Origin of the sequence: Desulfobulbus rhabdoformis, assembly GCF_016919065.1 — a bacterium.
GTDB classification, from domain to species: domain Bacteria; phylum Desulfobacterota; class Desulfobulbia; order Desulfobulbales; family Desulfobulbaceae; genus Desulfobulbus; species Desulfobulbus rhabdoformis.
Window position 1 is genome coordinate 13,340 of the sequence record NZ_JAFFQA010000011.1, and the last position, 16,455, is coordinate 29,794.

Annotated in this window: 13 protein-coding genes; 11 read left to right on the forward strand and 2 right to left on the reverse strand. The window is 52.8% G+C overall.

The genetic code is table 11. The features are described from left to right. The first annotated feature begins 415 nt into the window (after window positions 1-415). Window positions 416-1,492, forward strand: coding sequence for a nicotinate-nucleotide--dimethylbenzimidazole phosphoribosyltransferase (gene cobT / locus JWJ90_RS07665; protein ID WP_205226622.1), 1,077 nt, complete (start codon window positions 416-418; stop codon window positions 1,490-1,492). Window positions 1,493-1,837: 345 nt separating this feature from the next. Further along, complete coding sequence (locus tag JWJ90_RS07670) at window positions 1,838-2,374, forward strand: hypothetical protein (RefSeq protein ID WP_205226623.1); 537 nt, start codon at window positions 1,838-1,840, stop codon at window positions 2,372-2,374. Between the two features lie 74 nt (window positions 2,375-2,448). Here JWJ90_RS07670 and xseA read toward each other — a convergent pair whose 3' ends face one another. After that, complete coding sequence (gene xseA, locus JWJ90_RS07675; RefSeq protein WP_205226624.1) at window positions 2,449-3,786, reverse strand: exodeoxyribonuclease VII large subunit; 1,338 nt, start codon at window positions 3,784-3,786, stop codon at window positions 2,449-2,451. Between the two features lie 306 nt (window positions 3,787-4,092). Here xseA and JWJ90_RS07680 point away from each other — a divergent pair, with 306 nt between their 5' ends. Genes JWJ90_RS07680 through JWJ90_RS07690 form a run of 3 tightly spaced genes read left to right on the forward strand, consistent with a single transcriptional unit; the run spans window position 4,093 to window position 6,961 of the window. Next, entirely contained in the window at window positions 4,093-4,872 is a 780-nt protein-coding gene (locus tag JWJ90_RS07680; RefSeq protein ID WP_205226625.1) for a YfgM family protein, read from the forward strand. Beyond that, a complete protein-coding gene (gene panC, locus JWJ90_RS07685) occupies window positions 4,872-5,720 on the forward strand; it encodes a pantoate--beta-alanine ligase (RefSeq protein ID WP_205226626.1) in 849 nt (282 codons plus the stop codon). The genes JWJ90_RS07680 and panC overlap by 1 nt, the downstream gene beginning before the upstream one ends. A 47-nt stretch (window positions 5,721-5,767) precedes the next feature. Further along, window positions 5,768-6,961, forward strand: coding sequence for an aminotransferase class I/II-fold pyridoxal phosphate-dependent enzyme (locus tag JWJ90_RS07690; RefSeq protein ID WP_205226627.1), 1,194 nt, complete (start codon window positions 5,768-5,770; stop codon window positions 6,959-6,961). 351 nt (window positions 6,962-7,312) lie between these two features. Here the strand turns inward: JWJ90_RS07690 and JWJ90_RS07695 are convergent, their stop codons facing one another. Next, window positions 7,313-8,074, reverse strand: a complete 762-nt coding sequence (locus JWJ90_RS07695; RefSeq protein ID WP_205226628.1) for a class I SAM-dependent methyltransferase — start codon at window positions 8,072-8,074, stop codon at window positions 7,313-7,315. 128 nt (window positions 8,075-8,202) lie between these two features. On the opposite strand from JWJ90_RS07695, the gene kdsB reads away from it, so the two are divergent. Genes kdsB through JWJ90_RS07725 form a run of 6 tightly spaced genes read left to right on the forward strand, consistent with a single transcriptional unit; the run spans window position 8,203 to window position 16,451 of the window. After that, window positions 8,203-8,967: a 3-deoxy-manno-octulosonate cytidylyltransferase gene (gene kdsB / locus JWJ90_RS07700; protein ID WP_205226629.1), complete on the forward strand. Its 765-nt coding sequence runs from the start codon at window positions 8,203-8,205 to the stop codon at window positions 8,965-8,967. Between the two features lie 19 nt (window positions 8,968-8,986). Beyond that, on the forward strand, window positions 8,987-11,335 hold the full coding sequence (locus JWJ90_RS07705; protein ID WP_205226630.1) for a gluconeogenesis factor YvcK family protein: 2,349 nt from the start codon (window positions 8,987-8,989) through the stop codon (window positions 11,333-11,335). 7 nt (window positions 11,336-11,342) lie between these two features. Continuing rightward, window positions 11,343-13,073: a response regulator gene (locus tag JWJ90_RS07710; protein WP_205226631.1), complete on the forward strand. Its 1,731-nt coding sequence runs from the start codon at window positions 11,343-11,345 to the stop codon at window positions 13,071-13,073. Continuing rightward, window positions 13,070-13,438: a response regulator gene (locus JWJ90_RS07715; protein WP_205226632.1), complete on the forward strand. Its 369-nt coding sequence runs from the start codon at window positions 13,070-13,072 to the stop codon at window positions 13,436-13,438. Before JWJ90_RS07710 ends, JWJ90_RS07715 begins: the two co-directional genes overlap by 4 nt. Next, entirely contained in the window at window positions 13,431-15,395 is a 1,965-nt protein-coding gene (locus tag JWJ90_RS07720; protein ID WP_205226633.1) for an ATP-binding response regulator, read from the forward strand. Before JWJ90_RS07715 ends, JWJ90_RS07720 begins: the two co-directional genes overlap by 8 nt. Before the next feature lie 9 nt (window positions 15,396-15,404). Continuing rightward, entirely contained in the window at window positions 15,405-16,451 is a 1,047-nt protein-coding gene (locus JWJ90_RS07725; protein WP_205226634.1) for a hypothetical protein, read from the forward strand. The last annotated feature ends 4 nt before the right edge of the window (window positions 16,452-16,455 follow it).

A 16,455-nucleotide genomic window follows, 5' to 3' on the forward strand; every position in this document is an offset into this window, starting at 1 on the left:
TTTGTTGGTTGTGGCCTGCCGATTAAAGTAAACTTTATCGGCAGGTTGCAGGCGACGAAGGTGGCGTGCTGATGGATGCTCACGGTGGGCACAAACGACGTGCCCACCCTACACCGAGTAGATGTTGGTTTCTTGCCTTAAGGGAATCTTGAATAATTGCTTTTTCTTCCAATCTCGGCGTTATGCTCAAAATTTTATCCTCGGAATATCAAGTATATGCCTGCGGTAAAATTTTGAGCATGCCTTGACCTTGATTGAAAAATCTAATAATTCAAGACACCCTTAAGCATTGGGCTCGAATAGGGCTTTTTTTCTGTGGATGCATTTTTGTCTCTGTTGCGCTGGGGGGAATCGAAGACACTCTCTTGCGGTTGATCAACTCTTGACTCCAGCCGCTTTTCTGCAGGAATACTCCATGGCTCCCAAAGAACCTTTAAGTTTTCTCGAAACCACCTTTCGTTCAATTTATCCTCAGGATTTTGATTTTCGCCAGCAGGCGGAAAATCGCCTCAAGCAACTCACCATGCCGCTCTGGGCCATGGGAGACTTGATGGATCTGGCCGTGGATCTGGCCGGTATGACCGGTTCTCTACAGCCGCCGGTCAGCCGCAAAAAGGTCGTGGTTATGGTGGGGGATCATGGGGTGGCCGCCGAAGGCGTCTCCCAGTACCCTGCCGAAGTCACCACGCAGATGGTGCACAATATAGCCCGCGGTGGCGCGGCCATAAGCGTGCTTGCAGATAAAGCCGGGGCAGATGTACTGGTGGTCGATATCGGGGGACGTGACGATTTTACGGAGCTGGCCGAGGCTGGGAAAATTTTATCGAAGAAAATTGGCCGGGGGACCGCCAATATGTCCTATGGACCGGCTATGACCAGGACGCATGCGGTTATGGCGGTGGAGGCCGGTATTGAGGTGGCCCAGTCCCTGGCAGATGAGGTGGATATCTTTGCAACCGGCGAGATGGGCATCGGCAACACTACACCCAGCACTGCCATTGCCGCTGTCTTTACAGGGAAAAAAGTGTCAGATCTCACCGGGCGGGGAACAGGGCTTGATGATGCCGGACTCAAACACAAAATTGCTGTGATTGAAAAGGCTTTGGCCAGGAATACCCCGAATGCCAAGGAAGGGCTTGATGTTTTGGCCAAAGTGGGGGGATTTGAAATCGGTGGTATTGCCGGGCTCATTCTTGGTGCAGCGTCCAGGCGTAAGCCCGTTGTGGTGGATGGCTTTATTTCCGCGGCTGGCGCCATGATTGCCTGCAGCCTGGAACCCTTTGTGCGTGATTATATAATCTGTGCCCATCGCAGTGCGGAGCCAGGGCATCTGGCCTTGTTGGAGAAATTGCAGCAGCGGCCGCTTTTGGATCTCAACCTGCGGTTGGGGGAGGGGACTGGGGCGGCCTTGGCCATGCCCTTGGTCGATGGAGCAGCGGCTCTGCTGACAGATATGGCGACCTTTGCTGAGGCGGGTGTTGCGCAGGCGTAAAGGTTTTTTGGGGATTTTACGATAAGACAGGTAGGGTCTCCTCGCCGGATGGCGAAAAGAAAGGGCAGCCGCCCGGCTCAGCGCCGATGGCACTTTCGTCCCCGGATGTATTCTGTTGGTATTGGGGAGAACTCGGCGGGATCGATTTTTTTCCAAAGAGTTAGCCAACCGAACACGTTAGTGTCTTGGGAGGTGGTGGATGAAGGGCCTGAAGTACAAAAAATTATACCGAGCTCTCGTCGGATTATTGACACTTCTTAATGTTCGTGCTAATTTCTGAAATAAGTCTGCAAGTTTTATCAATCGTTAAAAAAAATTGACCTTGGTGATCTCGTGAAAACCTCCATGGCGGTTTCGATACTGGCTGACATGCGGAAAAATTCGTTGGTACAGGTGAAGGAGGGGGGAAGACGTACCTCTTCAACGCAGAAGTTCGTTGTTTTTTGTTGCTGCATTGTTGTGATGGGAGGTCTTGTGTTTACCGCAAACCTGCCAGCCTGTGCAGAAGAGGTTCAACCTGCCACCCACAAGGAGGTTCAGGTGCCTGTCTATGAAATCCCCGATCACCTCACCGAGAAAGAACGAAAATGGTTTATTACGTTTCAGGAGGGCAATTTTCTTTCCCAGGGGTGGCAGGCCATCTCTGCAGAGATTATGGCCAAAACTCCACCGGCACAACAACCAGAGCAGAAAATTGCTCTGGCCAAACTGGGCAATAAAATTGGTACCGAATGGTGTCGGCCCAATGCTGTGAGGCGGGTAAACTCCTCCATGCTCAAGGAGTGGGGGGATATCCTCCGCAAAACTGCAAAGAAAAAGCCGCAGCAACTGACAGCGGCCATTGCCTACATCAACCAGGAAGTGGATGCCGTTCTGGACTGATTCCGTATCCCTTCTTAAGGGAATCCCTGAATACGTTTTCTGTAATTCCCCGCTGACACGGGTTCACGATTCCCTCACGTTTCATCAATCTCTTCCACCTGACAGATTAGCCGCCCCTCACCGAGCATTGCCTCAACCTTTGCCCCTTTTTTCAATTCGCTGGCTCGTCTGATCAGGCGCGGCCGCTTTGTTGTTGTGCGAATAATTGCATACCCTCTCCCCAAAGTTGCCAACGGGCTGACCGCGTGAAGAATCCCTGCCGCTCGACCAAGCCGATCTTCCTCCTCCTGCAGGGTTTGCCGCATGGACTGCTGTAAACGTCCGCTTAGTGCTTCGAGTCGTTGTTCAGCAATCTCCAATCGATGTGCAGGGCTCTGTCGGGTGAGTTTAAGCATTGCCGACTCTACTCGCTGCTGTTGCTGAGTAAGCCGCTGCTTCAGTCCGCTCTGCAGGCGTGCTGAAAGATGGTCAAGTCTGAGACTGAGCTGATCCAATGGTCGTTCCATGCTGCCCAGACGTTGTTTGAACAATGTAATCCGTTGTTCCATGGAACGTACCTGTTGCGATAAACTGCGGGCCAGACGTGCCTGCAGATTGCTCAGTTGGTTTTGCAGGGTCTGCATATCTGGCGTGAGCAATTCGGCTGCACCGCTTGGGGTCGGGGCACGCAGGTCAGCTGCAAAGTCGGCAATGGTAAAATCGATCTCATGGCCAACACCGCTGACGACAGGAATGTTTGAAGCCCGAATGGATCGGGCGAGTCCTTCATCGTTAAAACACCAGAGATCCTCTATGGAGCCGCCGCCACGGCAGAGCACGATGACATCCGGGCGTACCTGCATGTTCATTTCGCTTAAGGCCTGAATAATCTCGGACGCAGCCGTCGTCCCTTGCACGGCAACAGGATAAACCGAAATGCGCAATTGGGGCCAGCGCCTGGTGGCAATCCGTATAAAATCATGAACAGCAGCCCCTTGAGGCGAAGTGATGAGACCGATATGTTCGGGAAACCGGGGCAAGGGCCGTTTTGTATGCTCGTCAAAGAGTCCCTCAAGGGCCAGTTTTCTCTTCAGTTGTTCATAGGCTTGCTGGAGGGCCCCTGCACCCTGAAATTCCACCGTATCGACGATAAGCTGGTAATCCCCCCTTGGCTCATAAACCGATATCCTGCCTCGGCATACAACTTGGTCACCTTCCTTTACCGGACGGCTCAGGTAGCGCTGTTGCGTTTTAAACAGGACAGCTTTGATTTGAGCACCCGAATCTTTTAAGGTGAAATAGTTATGCCCAGAGTAGGGGCGATGCAGGTTGGAGATTTCTCCGGCGACACGAATAAAGGGAAATTTGGATTCAAGCAGGCTACGAAGCGCACTGTTGAGCTGGGAGACGGTAAAGATTTTTCGGTCGTCCATACAACACAAATCCTGGGGGAAGGGGTATTTTCATGTAGAAAAACTCAGGCCGGAAGGTACAAGTTTTTCTTTTGTTGTTTTGATTGTCTAATGCTTTTTTTTTTCGCTTGGTTATAATTGACATCCTTGTCAAAAGCGCAAAACCTCTATCTCAGGCGACGAAATGCACTGCTTTTGCGAGGCCTGAGAAGGGCGCAGAACGTTGAACGACGTCATCAAACATGCCATCTTATTTTTTTTGCCGTATAGGGGAACCCTCTTTTTCTACAGTCTGCTCAAAGAGGCTGCAATGAGAATTTGTGCCAGATGAACGTGATTGCTCAGCGTGAGCTTGGCCGTATCACCATCCCCCTACAGGTAATTTTATCATGTGCCACGGAGAGTCACCCTATGACAGAGCCCGCATCCCTTGACCCCAACAATCCCAAGTTACAACCGCTGGGCCCACCTGAGGGGCTGTTGGAACATCTCAACCTGCCCCCCAAGGCAATAAAATTCCTGCGGCGTTACCAGCGCCAGCTTTGGATCTGTATAATTACCGTGATTGTCGTTTCTCTTGCAGTGGCGGGTTTCAACGCCTACCGGGAGCGTCAGGCACAGCAGGCTGCCTCGGCACTGGATGCGGCCATTCTTGCGGCCACTGACAATAAAGCCAAACTCAAGCAGGTGATTGCAGATTTTGGTTCGACAGAATCTGCGCTGTGGGCACGGGTTGAGCTGGCCTCCCTGGCAGAGGAAGAAGGGGAAGCAACCCTGGCCATCAAGGAACTCGAGTCTATTAAGTCAGAGTTGGGGGCTGGTTCATCGCTTAGGCCCCTGCTGCTCAGTAAACTGGCCGTGCTTTATGAAAACGACAAACAGCTTGAGAAGGCCCTGAAGCTCTATACCGAACTCTCCGAATGGGAAACCTTTGCCTCTGAAGCGTATAGGAGCCTTGGGCGGGTTAATGAACAGTTGGGCAACAAGGAACAGGCCATTGCCATGTATAACAAATACCTTCAATCAGAGAGTGGGCAGCAACGTTCAGGTCAGGCAAACCCTGTACGGGGGATGGTCCAGTCCAGACTGAACCAATTGCAGAACTAATGGAAATTGTACAAAATCCTGCAGATATGTATGCCTGGTCCAAGAACCAGGCCAGAGCTGGGAAAACCGTCGGCCTGGTGCCGACCATGGGCTTTTTTCATGAGGGGCATCTCAGCCTCATGCGCAAGGCGGCTGAGCTTTGCGACCTAGTGGTGGTAAGCCTTTTTGTCAATCCGACCCAATTCGGTCCGAATGAGGATCTGGAAAAATATCCCCGTGATTTTGAGCGTGACCTGGCCCTGGTGCGCCAGGAAAAGGTGGCTGCTGTGTTCGCGCCCAGGCCTGACACCATGTATTTGCCCGGGTACCAGACCGAGGTCTCGGTCAAGGAACTTGCCACCCATCTCTGTGGAAAAAGCCGTCCGGTCCATTTTGCCGGAGTAGCCACGGTGGTGACCAAACTTTTTAACGTGGTTCAACCCGATGTGGCGGTGTTTGGTGAAAAGGATTTTCAACAGCTGGCTGTGATTCGCCGCATGGTCAAGGATCTGAATATTCCGGTCCGGATCATCGGGCACCCCATTGTACGTGAAGCAGACGGTTTGGCCATGAGTTCCCGCAATGCCTATCTCGATCCGGCCAATCGCAGGGCCGCACTCAGTTTGTCAACGGGGCTTGCCAAGGTGCGTGAGCTGGCAGCTGAGGGCGAGCGCTCGGTTGCGGCGCTTGCCAAAATGCTGGAAAAATATATCCACTCCTTTCAGGGGACGGCCATTGATTACGCCAGCTTTGTACATGCGGATACGCTTGAACTCATGGATATCGTGGATGAAAAGACTGTGCTCGCCCTGGCTGTCCATATTGATGGCAAGGTGCGATTGATTGACAACGGGTATGTGTTGCCGTAAGGCCCCTCCTGAGAGCACAAATTAATAAAAAACTATGAGGTGCATTCGTGCCAGGATTTGAAATATTCGGTGCTGAAGAAAAAGCACAGGTAATGGAAGTGTTGGACAGCGGTGTGCTGTTTCGTTACGAGTTTGCTGCCCAGCGTGGTGATGTCTGGAAGGTGCTTGAGTTTGAAAAGGCCTTTGCAGCCTATACAGGAGCGACCCATGCCCAGGCAGTGACCTCGGGCAGTGCCGCGCTCAAGGTTGCCCTTATCGCACTTGGTGTGGGAGCAGGTGATGAGGTTATCACCCAGGGATTTACCTTTGTTGCCACCTGGGAGGCCATCCTTGACTGTGGGGCGATTCCGGTCTTTACCGAGGTCGACATGACCCTGAATATGGATCCCGTTGATCTGGAGAAGAAGATCACCTCTAAAACCAAGGCGATCATACCTGTGCATATGATGGGGGCTCCGGCACGGATTGAGGAGATCAAGGCTCTTGCCGATCGCCACAATATTCCGGTACTGGAGGATACGGCCCAGGCTGCTGGGTGTCGGCTCAAGGGAAAACATCTGGGCAGCTTTGGGGCTGTGGGAACCTTCTCCTTTGATTCGGTAAAAACCATGACCACCGGTGAAGGCGGCATGTGTATCACCAGTGATGCGGCCCTGTGGCAGCGGATGTCGGAGTACCAGGATCATGGACACGACCATGTGCCCAATCCCGGAGGTCGGGGTGGGGAAGGGCGCCCCTTTATCGGTTTTAACTATCGTATGATGGAGATCCAGGGGGCTATTGGCCTGGCACAGTTGGCCAAACTCGATGGCATGGTCGAAGCGCAGCAGAAAAATAAGCAGTTCTTCCAAGAGGCCGCCTCCGTCCTGCCTGGGGTGGAGTACCGGGAGATCCTGGATCCTCAGGGGGATTCAGCGACTTTTTTCTCCTTCCTCTTACCGGATAAAGAGCGCACCCAGGCCGTAAACGCGGTCCTGCGTGAGGCCGGTGTGGGAGCAGTGAGCTGGAGCGAGAACGGCTGGCATTACTATCCCAACTGGGAGCACCTGTTGGAGGGGAAAACCCCCTGCGCCAATGGCTGGCCGTTCAATGCCCACGGCAAGCGGCGGGTTATCTACGATCCGCAGGCATTGCCGGCTTCAGCTGCTCTGCTTGGGCGTACCCTGACCTATCAGGTGCCGATCAAGCTGGCCGATGAGCAGAAAGTGAAGATCGCGGAAGCGTTGAAGAAGGCGGTATAAACAGATAATTTTTGCCAGCGGAAAATATGCTTAAATACATACCCCCTGATCAAATGGATCAGGGGGTGTTTTTTTTAGATGTTTGTAAAAGAATATGTTGGGGTTCCTTTGTCACCGCCAACCTACGATCCCCTGAGTATGGTAAGATAGCGGTGACGAAAGAACCCCAACATGGCGTGCTAACTTGCTGAGTTTGCGTGTTGTAATAAAAAGTATTTTTGAAATTCTACCTGAATCCGTAAGTATTCATCGGTGCATCAGTTTCGTTGTTTGCGACATGCTGATTAAAGTATGCTTTATCAGCATGTCGCAAACAACGAAGGTGGCGTGCCGATGGATGCCGATGGACGCTCATACAAGGTACACATCAAACCGCACAGCCTTCCCTTTGAGGCTGTAAGAAGGCTTCTCGTCGCATAGATACGGTCCTTTGAGCGGCCGTTTGACCACCACCTTTTTGGCTTGTGTTGCCAGGGCTGTTGTTAAAAGTTCCTCTGGAGAAACGGTGTGGGCATCCAGGTGCTGCAGCAAGCGCAGGTTCTGTTTGACCTTCGCGCTCTTGCTGCGCTCGGGGAACATCGGGTCCAGGTAGATGACATGTGGTTTTCTTGTCAGTGAGGCAAGTCGCTCCACGCTATTGCCCCGGTGGAGCTGAATGCGGCCGACCACCTCCGCAAGCTGTTCCACCTCGGCCGCCCGTGCCAGTCCATCGGCAAGTAATGCCGCAACCACAGGGTTCATCTCAATCATCTCAACCTGAAATCCATGGGTGGCCAGTAAAAAACCATCTTGGCCAAGGCCAGCGGTTGCATCGATCAGCAGCGGCTGCTCTACTCGGCGAATGCGTGCGGCCTTGACCAGGAGTTCGCTGCCGACCTGGCGGCTGCGTCGAGTGGCTCTGGCTGTATTAAAATCCACCCAGAGGCTTCCCTTCAGTTCATGATCCCCTATAAGGCGAAACAAAAGCCGATTACTCTCCAGAACCAACACCTGGCCCCTGGCAGGCAGTGTATCAACCAGGACAGTGCCTATTTCGCGAGCCAGTGGTTCTGCACGTGCGCAGGATATTTCCGGTGCAGCCCAAAGCGGTGGGAGTGGGGAAGGATTGATCATGGATCGTTGTTGTAACCTGATGGATTTTTTGCTGATTGCCTTTTAATTGACCGCACTGTATCATGGGGAAGATAAACCTTGCAAACCATAGTTGCCCCCTTGGCGGGCATTGCCGATCAGGATTGTTGATGAGTACTTCCACACCTAAAGTTATTGCGATTATCCCTGCCCGCTACAAGTCAAATCGTTTTGAGGGCAAACCTCTGGCCCTGATTCAGGGCAAGCCGATGATCCAGCGCGTGGTTGAACGTGCACAAAAGGTTGACTTACTCTCCCAGGTGGTTGTTGCCACCGATGACGAGCGTATCGCCCAGGTTGTTGAGAGCTTTGGTGGCTCCTGGGTCATGACCCGGACGGATCATGCCACAGGAACCGATAGACTTGCCGAGGCCGCAGGTTTGCTGGAAATTTCAGATGAGGATGTCATTGTCAATATCCAGGGCGATCAGCCGCTTTTCCCGGCGGAGATTGTCGGTCAGGTGGCAACGCCCCTGATAGAAGACAGTACGCTCCCCATGTCGACCCTGATTTATAAAATCGTGCGGCCGGAAGAAATTCCCGATCCTAACCATGTGAAGACGGTTTTTGACTGCAACTCCAATGCGTTGTACTTCTCCCGATCTCCCATTCCCTTTCAGCGTGATCCAGAGGAGAGCGAGCCGCCGACCTATTACAAACACCTGGGATTTTATGCCTACCGCAAGTCCTTCCTGATGCGTTTTGTCGAGTTGCCTGAGGGGCAGTGGGAACGGTTTGAAAAGCTTGAACAGCTCCGCGCCCTTGAGTTTGGCTATACAATTCGGGTTGTCCTGACAGATCATGATTCGGCGGAAGTCGATACCCCAAAAGATCTATTACGCGTGGAAGCGCTGCTTGCAGCGGAGCAACAGTAAAAGACATCCTTTCTAGACCATGGCCGGAATACAGCAACTGAAATCACAGCTCGAGTTTCTTACCGCGCAGGGATTTTCTGTTCTTGATGTCCTGCCAGAAGGCAGTCTGACGGAGAAGGTCATCTCCATTGTGCTGGGAAACGCCCCTGATTTTTCGCCAGCCATTTCCTCTTTATTTGCGAATCTGAAGCGCCAGGTTGATGAGCTAGACTCCGCCACTATCCGAGTGGTGGTCTTTGGTGGCGGAACCGGTCTCTCCAACATTGTGGGGGGGGACTCCAAACGGCTTGGTTGGGCTCGCAACCCCTTTGCAGGACTCAAAGAAATTTTTCCTCAACTGGCCTCGGTCGTCTGTGTGACCGATGATGGTGGTTCCACCGGTGAGCTGCAAAAAGATCTGCCGTTAGTTGCTCTGGGGGATCTGCGGCATGTACTTATCTCTTCAATCAGAAAGAAGAACCTCCGGCGGGCCTATAGCCTGGATAGCGCACGTGCCTGCCGTTGCACGGCCGCGCTCCATGCGTTGTTTAACTATCGTTTTATCTCTTCTCCCGAGTCAGTCGAGCAATTACTGATAGATACCAACGCCGAGCTCAAGGATCTCCCCCCAAAGCTGCTTGAGTATATACACGCTTTGGTTGAGCGCATCTTTCACGATCCCCGGTTGCAAGCCACCCTGAGCCGTCCCCAGTGTTTGGGGAATTTGCTGCTCGCCGCTGCCATTTACAGGCAACTCGATATCTGCCTCTCCGCAGACGAACTCCTCGCCTCGCATCAGGTGGTGCGCACCGCCACCATTCGTGGTCTTGCGGATATATCCATGGCCATAGGCGTTCCGAAGAATTCCGTGCTGCCCTGCACCACAACGCTATCCCGCCTGCAGATGCTCTACAGCAACGGCGTTTTAGTGACCAGCGAGGATAAATCCAGCAAAGCCAGACGCGGCTATCCTGTGGACAGGGTGGTGGTCGATTTTTCGCGGCCTCCTTTCCTGCAGCCGGAGGTGGTGCAGCAGGTTGAGCAGGCTGATATTATTCTGTTTGCCCCTGGAAGTCTTTATACCTCAATCATTCCCATTCTCCAGGTGCCGGGGCTTGCTGATGCGGTTCGCAAAAATACTCAGGCCTTGAAGGTCTTGGTGGCCAATATCTGGGTCCAAAAGGGGGAGACCGATGTGGCGCGGGATGCCCCCGATCGAAAGTTTTACGTCTCGGACCTGATTCGTGCCTATCAGCATAACATCCCCGGAGGCGTGGAAGCGCTTTTTTCCCAGGTCATTACCCTGGATTTGACTGATATTCCCGGCTCCGTGTTGCAACGTTACGCTCTGGAGGACAAAGAACCGATATATATCGACCGCAATCGAATTCGTTCTCTGGGGTTTCGTTCGGTTGAGGCCCGTGTTTTCAACGAAGAGCAGTTGCGCCAAGGCAAAACCATTCAGCATGATCCTGATGCCCTTGCCAAAACAGTGAAGACTCTTTGGGCACTGCATGCAAGTGGTGGACTGACGCCCCTCAAGTCCAAGGCCCCGCTTCCTTCCGTCAATTTTTCAGCAGGGAAGAAGTATCCCCTGCAGCTCCCCCCTTGCCAGCGTTACGAAAAAATTCGCCGTCAGCTTGCCGGCCTCAATATGGAACAGCTTCAGGTCGGATCGATCAGCACCCAGAAGATGAGTGAGATCCAGCGCAAGTGGCTTCTTGAACGCATGGTGGAGATCATCTGGTTGCATCCGGATATCCCCTTGGAGCATCTCCACTATATTCGTGGCGTGTGCCTGGTTGAGCCAGAAGCATGGAAACGGTGTCAGGTATGGGATACGATCTATTCGTTTTACGATCCCCAAGACCAGCGGATCAAAATTCGTCGGGATCAAACCGATAATATTAATCGTTTTGAGATGGTCTTTCTGGTGGCACTGGGGCAGTCCCTTTTAGGGAATTATGCGCTCAGCAAGCGTATGGACGAGGCCGTGTGCGACTCGATCCCCGTTGGCCGTGTCTATCGTCTGCGTTTGCGCGAGCAGGAGGAACTCTTCAGTTTTCTTACCCCGGAAGACCTGGCTACCTACCTGGAGCTTGCTCGCATGCATCGACAAGCGGAGCAGGAACGTCTGTATACCCGAGTGATTAACCCGGGTGAGGGGTTTACCCCACCAGGCCTTTTTTTTGGCCTTTTTTATGCCTGGTATCTGGACAACCGGTTTGCAGCCAACATAGAATACAAAATGTCAATAATGCGTAATACTATTTCCGACCTGATTCCCGAACAGATACGGATAGTTGATCGACGCCGGAAAACGATCGACTTTTTCCGTGAACGTATTTTCAGGCAAACCTTCCCCGTTCTTTCCGGAAAGATACAGTAATCAACCCGTGCTCACCTTACTCTGTCTCCTACTCGCTGTTTACGCCCTCTTCACATTTCTTTTTTATTTTATCCACCTTCGGCCGCGGTTGGGAGAGGTGGATCCCCTGTCTTTGCCGGACAATGATGGTACTGGCCCGCAAAAAAGCCTGAAAGATGGCGAAACGATACATCCTGGCTTGCAACATGCGCTTGCGCAGTGGCAGTTTACCTTTGAAGCCATCATCGATCCTGTGCTGATTTTAGATAACGAACTTCGGGTTGTCAGCGCCAACGAACCAGCCGTGGACCTGCTTTCTGTCAATGGGGAGCCCATTGAGGGGAAGTTCTGCCATCAGTTGTTTGCCGGTTCGGAAACGATTTGCCCCTTCTGCCCGGTGCAGACTGTACGGCAGGAGGGAAAGGCACAGCGGCGAGAACAAAATTTCAGGTACCTGGGCCGAATTTTTTCCTTGAGCTGTTCACCCCTGTTTCACCAGGGGACGATCGTTGGCTTTGTCTATTTTGCTAAAGATATCAGTGTACAGCGTAACCTGGAAAAGCAGCTTGTTCATGCCCACAAGCTGGAATCCATCGCCACTCTGGCCGGTGGTATAGCTCACGATTTTAATAATATTCTAGGGGCGATACTTGGTAATGCCGATCTTTTGCTCTACCGGCTGCCCAAAAAAGAACAGTCTGTTCAGGAGAAGACTACTGCCCCCATTACCTACGAGGAGATTGGAGAGCACATTCAGGCTATTCGTCGGGCTGGAAACCGGGCTAAAGAACTGGTCACACAGATTCTTGCCTTTAGTCGCCAGTCGGTCAATGAGCGCCATAACCTTCTGATTGCGCCGGTGCTCAAAGAGTCCTGTCGTCTTCTTCGGGCCTCACTGCCTGCAACCATTGAAATGCGGCTCTCGGTGGCGGATAAGGTCGGAATGATTTACGCAGATGGTGGGCAGATTCAGCAGGTCATCATGCATTTATGTGCCAATGCAGCCCAGGCTCTGGAGAATCAATCAGGGTTCATTGATATCTCTCTGCGTGAAACCGAAACCGGAAAGGCTGAGCAACTGCGTTATCATAACCTGGCACCGGGACGCTATGTGGTGCTGACCGTCAAGGATAACGGCCGGGGGATGTCGCCGGAGATGTTGGAGCGTATCTTTGATCCTTTTTTTACCACTCGGGAAGTGGGGGATGGCTCGGGAATGGGGCTTTCAGTGCTGCATGGGATCATCGTCTCCCATGATGGTATCATCGACGTCAACTCCGAGGTCGGTAAGGGCTCGGCCTTTACAGTGTTTTTTCCCCGCGTTGAGGAGGAGAAAAAGGACCAGTCGGAGGGCTCAAATTCCATGCCCCGAGGCACGGAAACTATTTTGTTTGTTGACGATGAGGAAGATATTGTTACCATGCGCACACGGATGCTTTCTTATCTGGGCTACCGTGTTTTACCAGCGACCAGTCCGGAACAGGCGCTTGCCTATTTTACCGGCGGCCAGGAACAGATCGATCTGGTCATCACTGACCATACCATGCCTCGTATGACCGGGCTTGCGCTGGCACGGGAGGTTATGCGCCACCATCCCAATGTTCCCATAATTTTATGCTCTGGTTACAGTGAAGCGGTTACCCTGGAAGAGGCACTTGATGCCGGGGTCAGCCGTTTTTTGGCAAAACCTGTGGATATGCGGCTGCTGGCCATTGCCATTCGTGAAATATTACCTAATCGCAACGGAGGAGAGATATGAAAATTCTGGTCATTGATGATGACGATCAGATGCGGGTTCTGCTGCGTCAGGTAATGGAATGGGCAGGGTATGAGGTGTTGGAGGCTGAAGACGGCCGCGAGGGCATGCACTTGCAGCGGCGTGATCCAGCCGATTTGGTTATCACCGATCTGATCATGCCCGAGCAGGAAGGTCTGGAAACCATCGGCCAGCTTCGCAAAGAGTTTCCCAAAACCAAAGTGATTGCGATCTCCGGTGGTGGGCGTATTGGTCCCGAAGCGTATTTGCCGGCAGCCCAGGAGCTTGGAGCTGACAAGGTCTTCAGTAAACCCTTTGATGTCCGTGAGCTTGCCAGCGCGGTCAAGGAGTTGCTTGATCATGACTGATACTCACGTACTGGTTGTTGATAATTCTCCGGTTATTCGTCGTCTTTTGAGTTACATCCTGGAAGGTGAAGGGTGCACGGTCGATCTGGCTGAAGACGGCCTGGAAGCCTTGGACTGCATTGCTCGGCAGAAACCCGATATCATTTTTACCGATCTGATCATGCCCAAGATTGACGGTGAAAAGTTAAGCTACATCATTCGCCATACGCCTGAGCTCAATGATATCTTTTTGGTGGTTCTCTCAGGTGTTGCCCTGGAAGATAACGATGCCACACTGCGTATTGGTGCGGATGTTTGCATTGCCAAGGGCACGGCAACGGCCATGAAGGAGCATATCAAGGTTTCCCTTAAACGCTTTCGAAACAATGAGCGGGGAGCCAGCAAAAGCATCGAAGGATTGGAAGGCCTCTACCCGCGCGAAGTAACCGCGGAGCTGCTGGTGAGTAAGAAACACAGGGACGTGGTCCTGGCCCGCATGACCGAGGGAGTGGTTGAGTTGAATCACCAGGGGCGTATTGTCATGGCCAATACCGCTGCACTTGGTATCTTTGCCCGGCCTGAGGCCCAGGTTCTGGGAAATTCACTGCCACAGCTTTTGGGGGAAAAGGCCGGAGAGCGGGTCGATGCCTGGATGGGGCGCGTACAGTCCATGGGCGAGTATGAACCTCTGGTTTTTCCTTATGATGAGCCCATTATGCTGGAGGAGCGACAGCTCATCTGCAATCTGGTGCCTGTGCCAGAGGATGGGGCCTTTTTCATTATTGGCATTCTCCAGGATGTGAGCCGCCGAAAAGCGCTGGAGCTTCGTCAGCAGCAGCTGGAAAAAGAGTTGCAGCGAATCCGTAAACTTGACGCCATGTCGATGATGGCAAGTGGCATAGCCCATGATTTCAATAACCTGCTGACGATCATCAGTGGGAATCTGGAGATGGCTCGTTATGTCAGCCGCGACGATGGGGTCAATGAGCTGTTGGCCGAGTCGGCAAAAGCCCTGACCCTTACCACCCAGCTTATCAGGCAATTCACCACCTTTTCCGACAACTACCTTCCACAAAAGTCCCAGGTACAGCTTCCTGGGCTGATCAATGAGGTCCTCAGTGTCCTTTTAAAGGAGACTGATATTCTCTACCAACTGGAGAGTAGCAAGGACGATCTGGCCATTACCCTGGATCCGGATCTTATCCGTCAGGTGTTCACGAACCTGGTGAACAATGCCATGGACGCCATGGGAGAAAAGGGCTCGATTCAGGTCAAGATCGACCAGGTCGATGGGGAAACAGAGGCCACCCGTACCGGTCACCCCATTCCCAAGGGGACGCTTGCCCGTATCTCTTTTCACGATTCCGGGCCGGGGATTGCTCCAACCATTGCGGATCAGGTCTTTGATCCTTACTTTTCCACCAAGCAGAAAGGTGCGCAGAAGGGAATGGGGCTCGGATTGACCATCGTCCACTCCATTGTCAAGAAGCACGGTGGCCTTGTCTGGATTAATTCGCCGGAGGAGGGGGGCTGTGAGGTGTTGCTTTACTTACCCATTCAGCAGCTATGTGTAGACTGCGAATTCATTGAAACCGCTGCTGGGCGAGGGCGCCGAGTGCTCGTCATGGATGATGAGGAGATGATGCGGCTGATCAACCGTAAGATGTTTGAGCACTACGGGTGTCTGGTCACCGTGGCCACCTCGGGCGATGAGGCGTTGAGTTTTTTTCAACAGCAGCAGCAGGTGAGGCAGCCCTTTGACCTCTGTCTCCTTGATCTCAAGGTCCACGGCGGCATGGGCGGGCTGGAAGCAGCCCAAAAGATTCGTGAACTCTCCCCTGAGGCAAACCTGATTGCCGTAAGCGGTGATTCGGGCTGTGAAGAGATGCTGCATTATGCTGACTATCAGTTTTCCGGAGCCCTGGCCAAACCCTTTTCCATTGATGCGGTTGAGGCGCTCGTTCGGCAGTTTTTTTAAGGAAGGTGTATGCCAACACTTGTTGTACATGAAACAACCCGTCTTTACTTGGCCCGACGGGAGACCGGTCCCCTAAGGCAGGGGGTTGTCCTCCGCCAGAGCTACCTGCACGATGGTGTCTTTCACTCGCGTGATATCCTTGATCTCGGTGGTGACCCCGGACAGGTCTTTATCTACGATGACGATGTTTCCTATCATCTGGACGAGGCCTTTCTGGAGATACTGCAAACCCTTGGAGTGACTGCCGACGATACCCAAATTGAGGATCTCTTCTACCCCTATCTGGACCCGTATATCAAGAACAGGCAACAACCGTTTCGCAGCCGGAGTAAACACCGAAACTGGCGGCCTGCTGATGGGCGGCTGCGTCAGCGTGCCATGGAGGAAACCCATCCTATCGACCAGCGCAGGATCCATTTTCTTCGCCTTGGTCGCTCCACGGCAGCGGGGGGCGATAGTGGCAAAGGCGCCGCTCTTTATACTACGCTTCTTGACAAATCCCGCGATGAGATCGAACAGATGTTCATGCAGCAGGAGATGATGCTCAAACCTCGGGAATACCAGAGTTATATCCTCACGACCTTTGATCTCTCCCGCTTTTTCAATGAGAGCTACGCTCGCACTATGCCCCATGCACTCAACCGTGACCAGCTCGATGGATATTTTGTGCAAGAAATTTGTCGACTTGCCGAGAGTAAGCAGTTTTGGCGTGGCTACCCTGCGTGCAGAGGCTTACAGCCCCCTTTAATCCGTTACCTGCTGATGTATTTTGATGGCGTGCCCGAGCAAACTCCCGACTGGGCACGTTTTGCAGGCTCAGGACGTTCTCGACGTTTTAACCGGTCAAATCTCAAGGCCAGCGATCGGGTCACCCGCAGTCAGGCATTCACTATTTTCGGGCTCTCGGCATCAGAACTCTCCACTATGCGCAAGCGTGATCTCACCAAGCTCTACCGCCAGAAGGCTATGGAGTTGCACCCTGATACCGGGGGCGATCCTGAACTGTTCATCCGTTTAACGGCAGCCTATGAAGAGTTGCTTCCTTCTCTGAAGTAGGGGG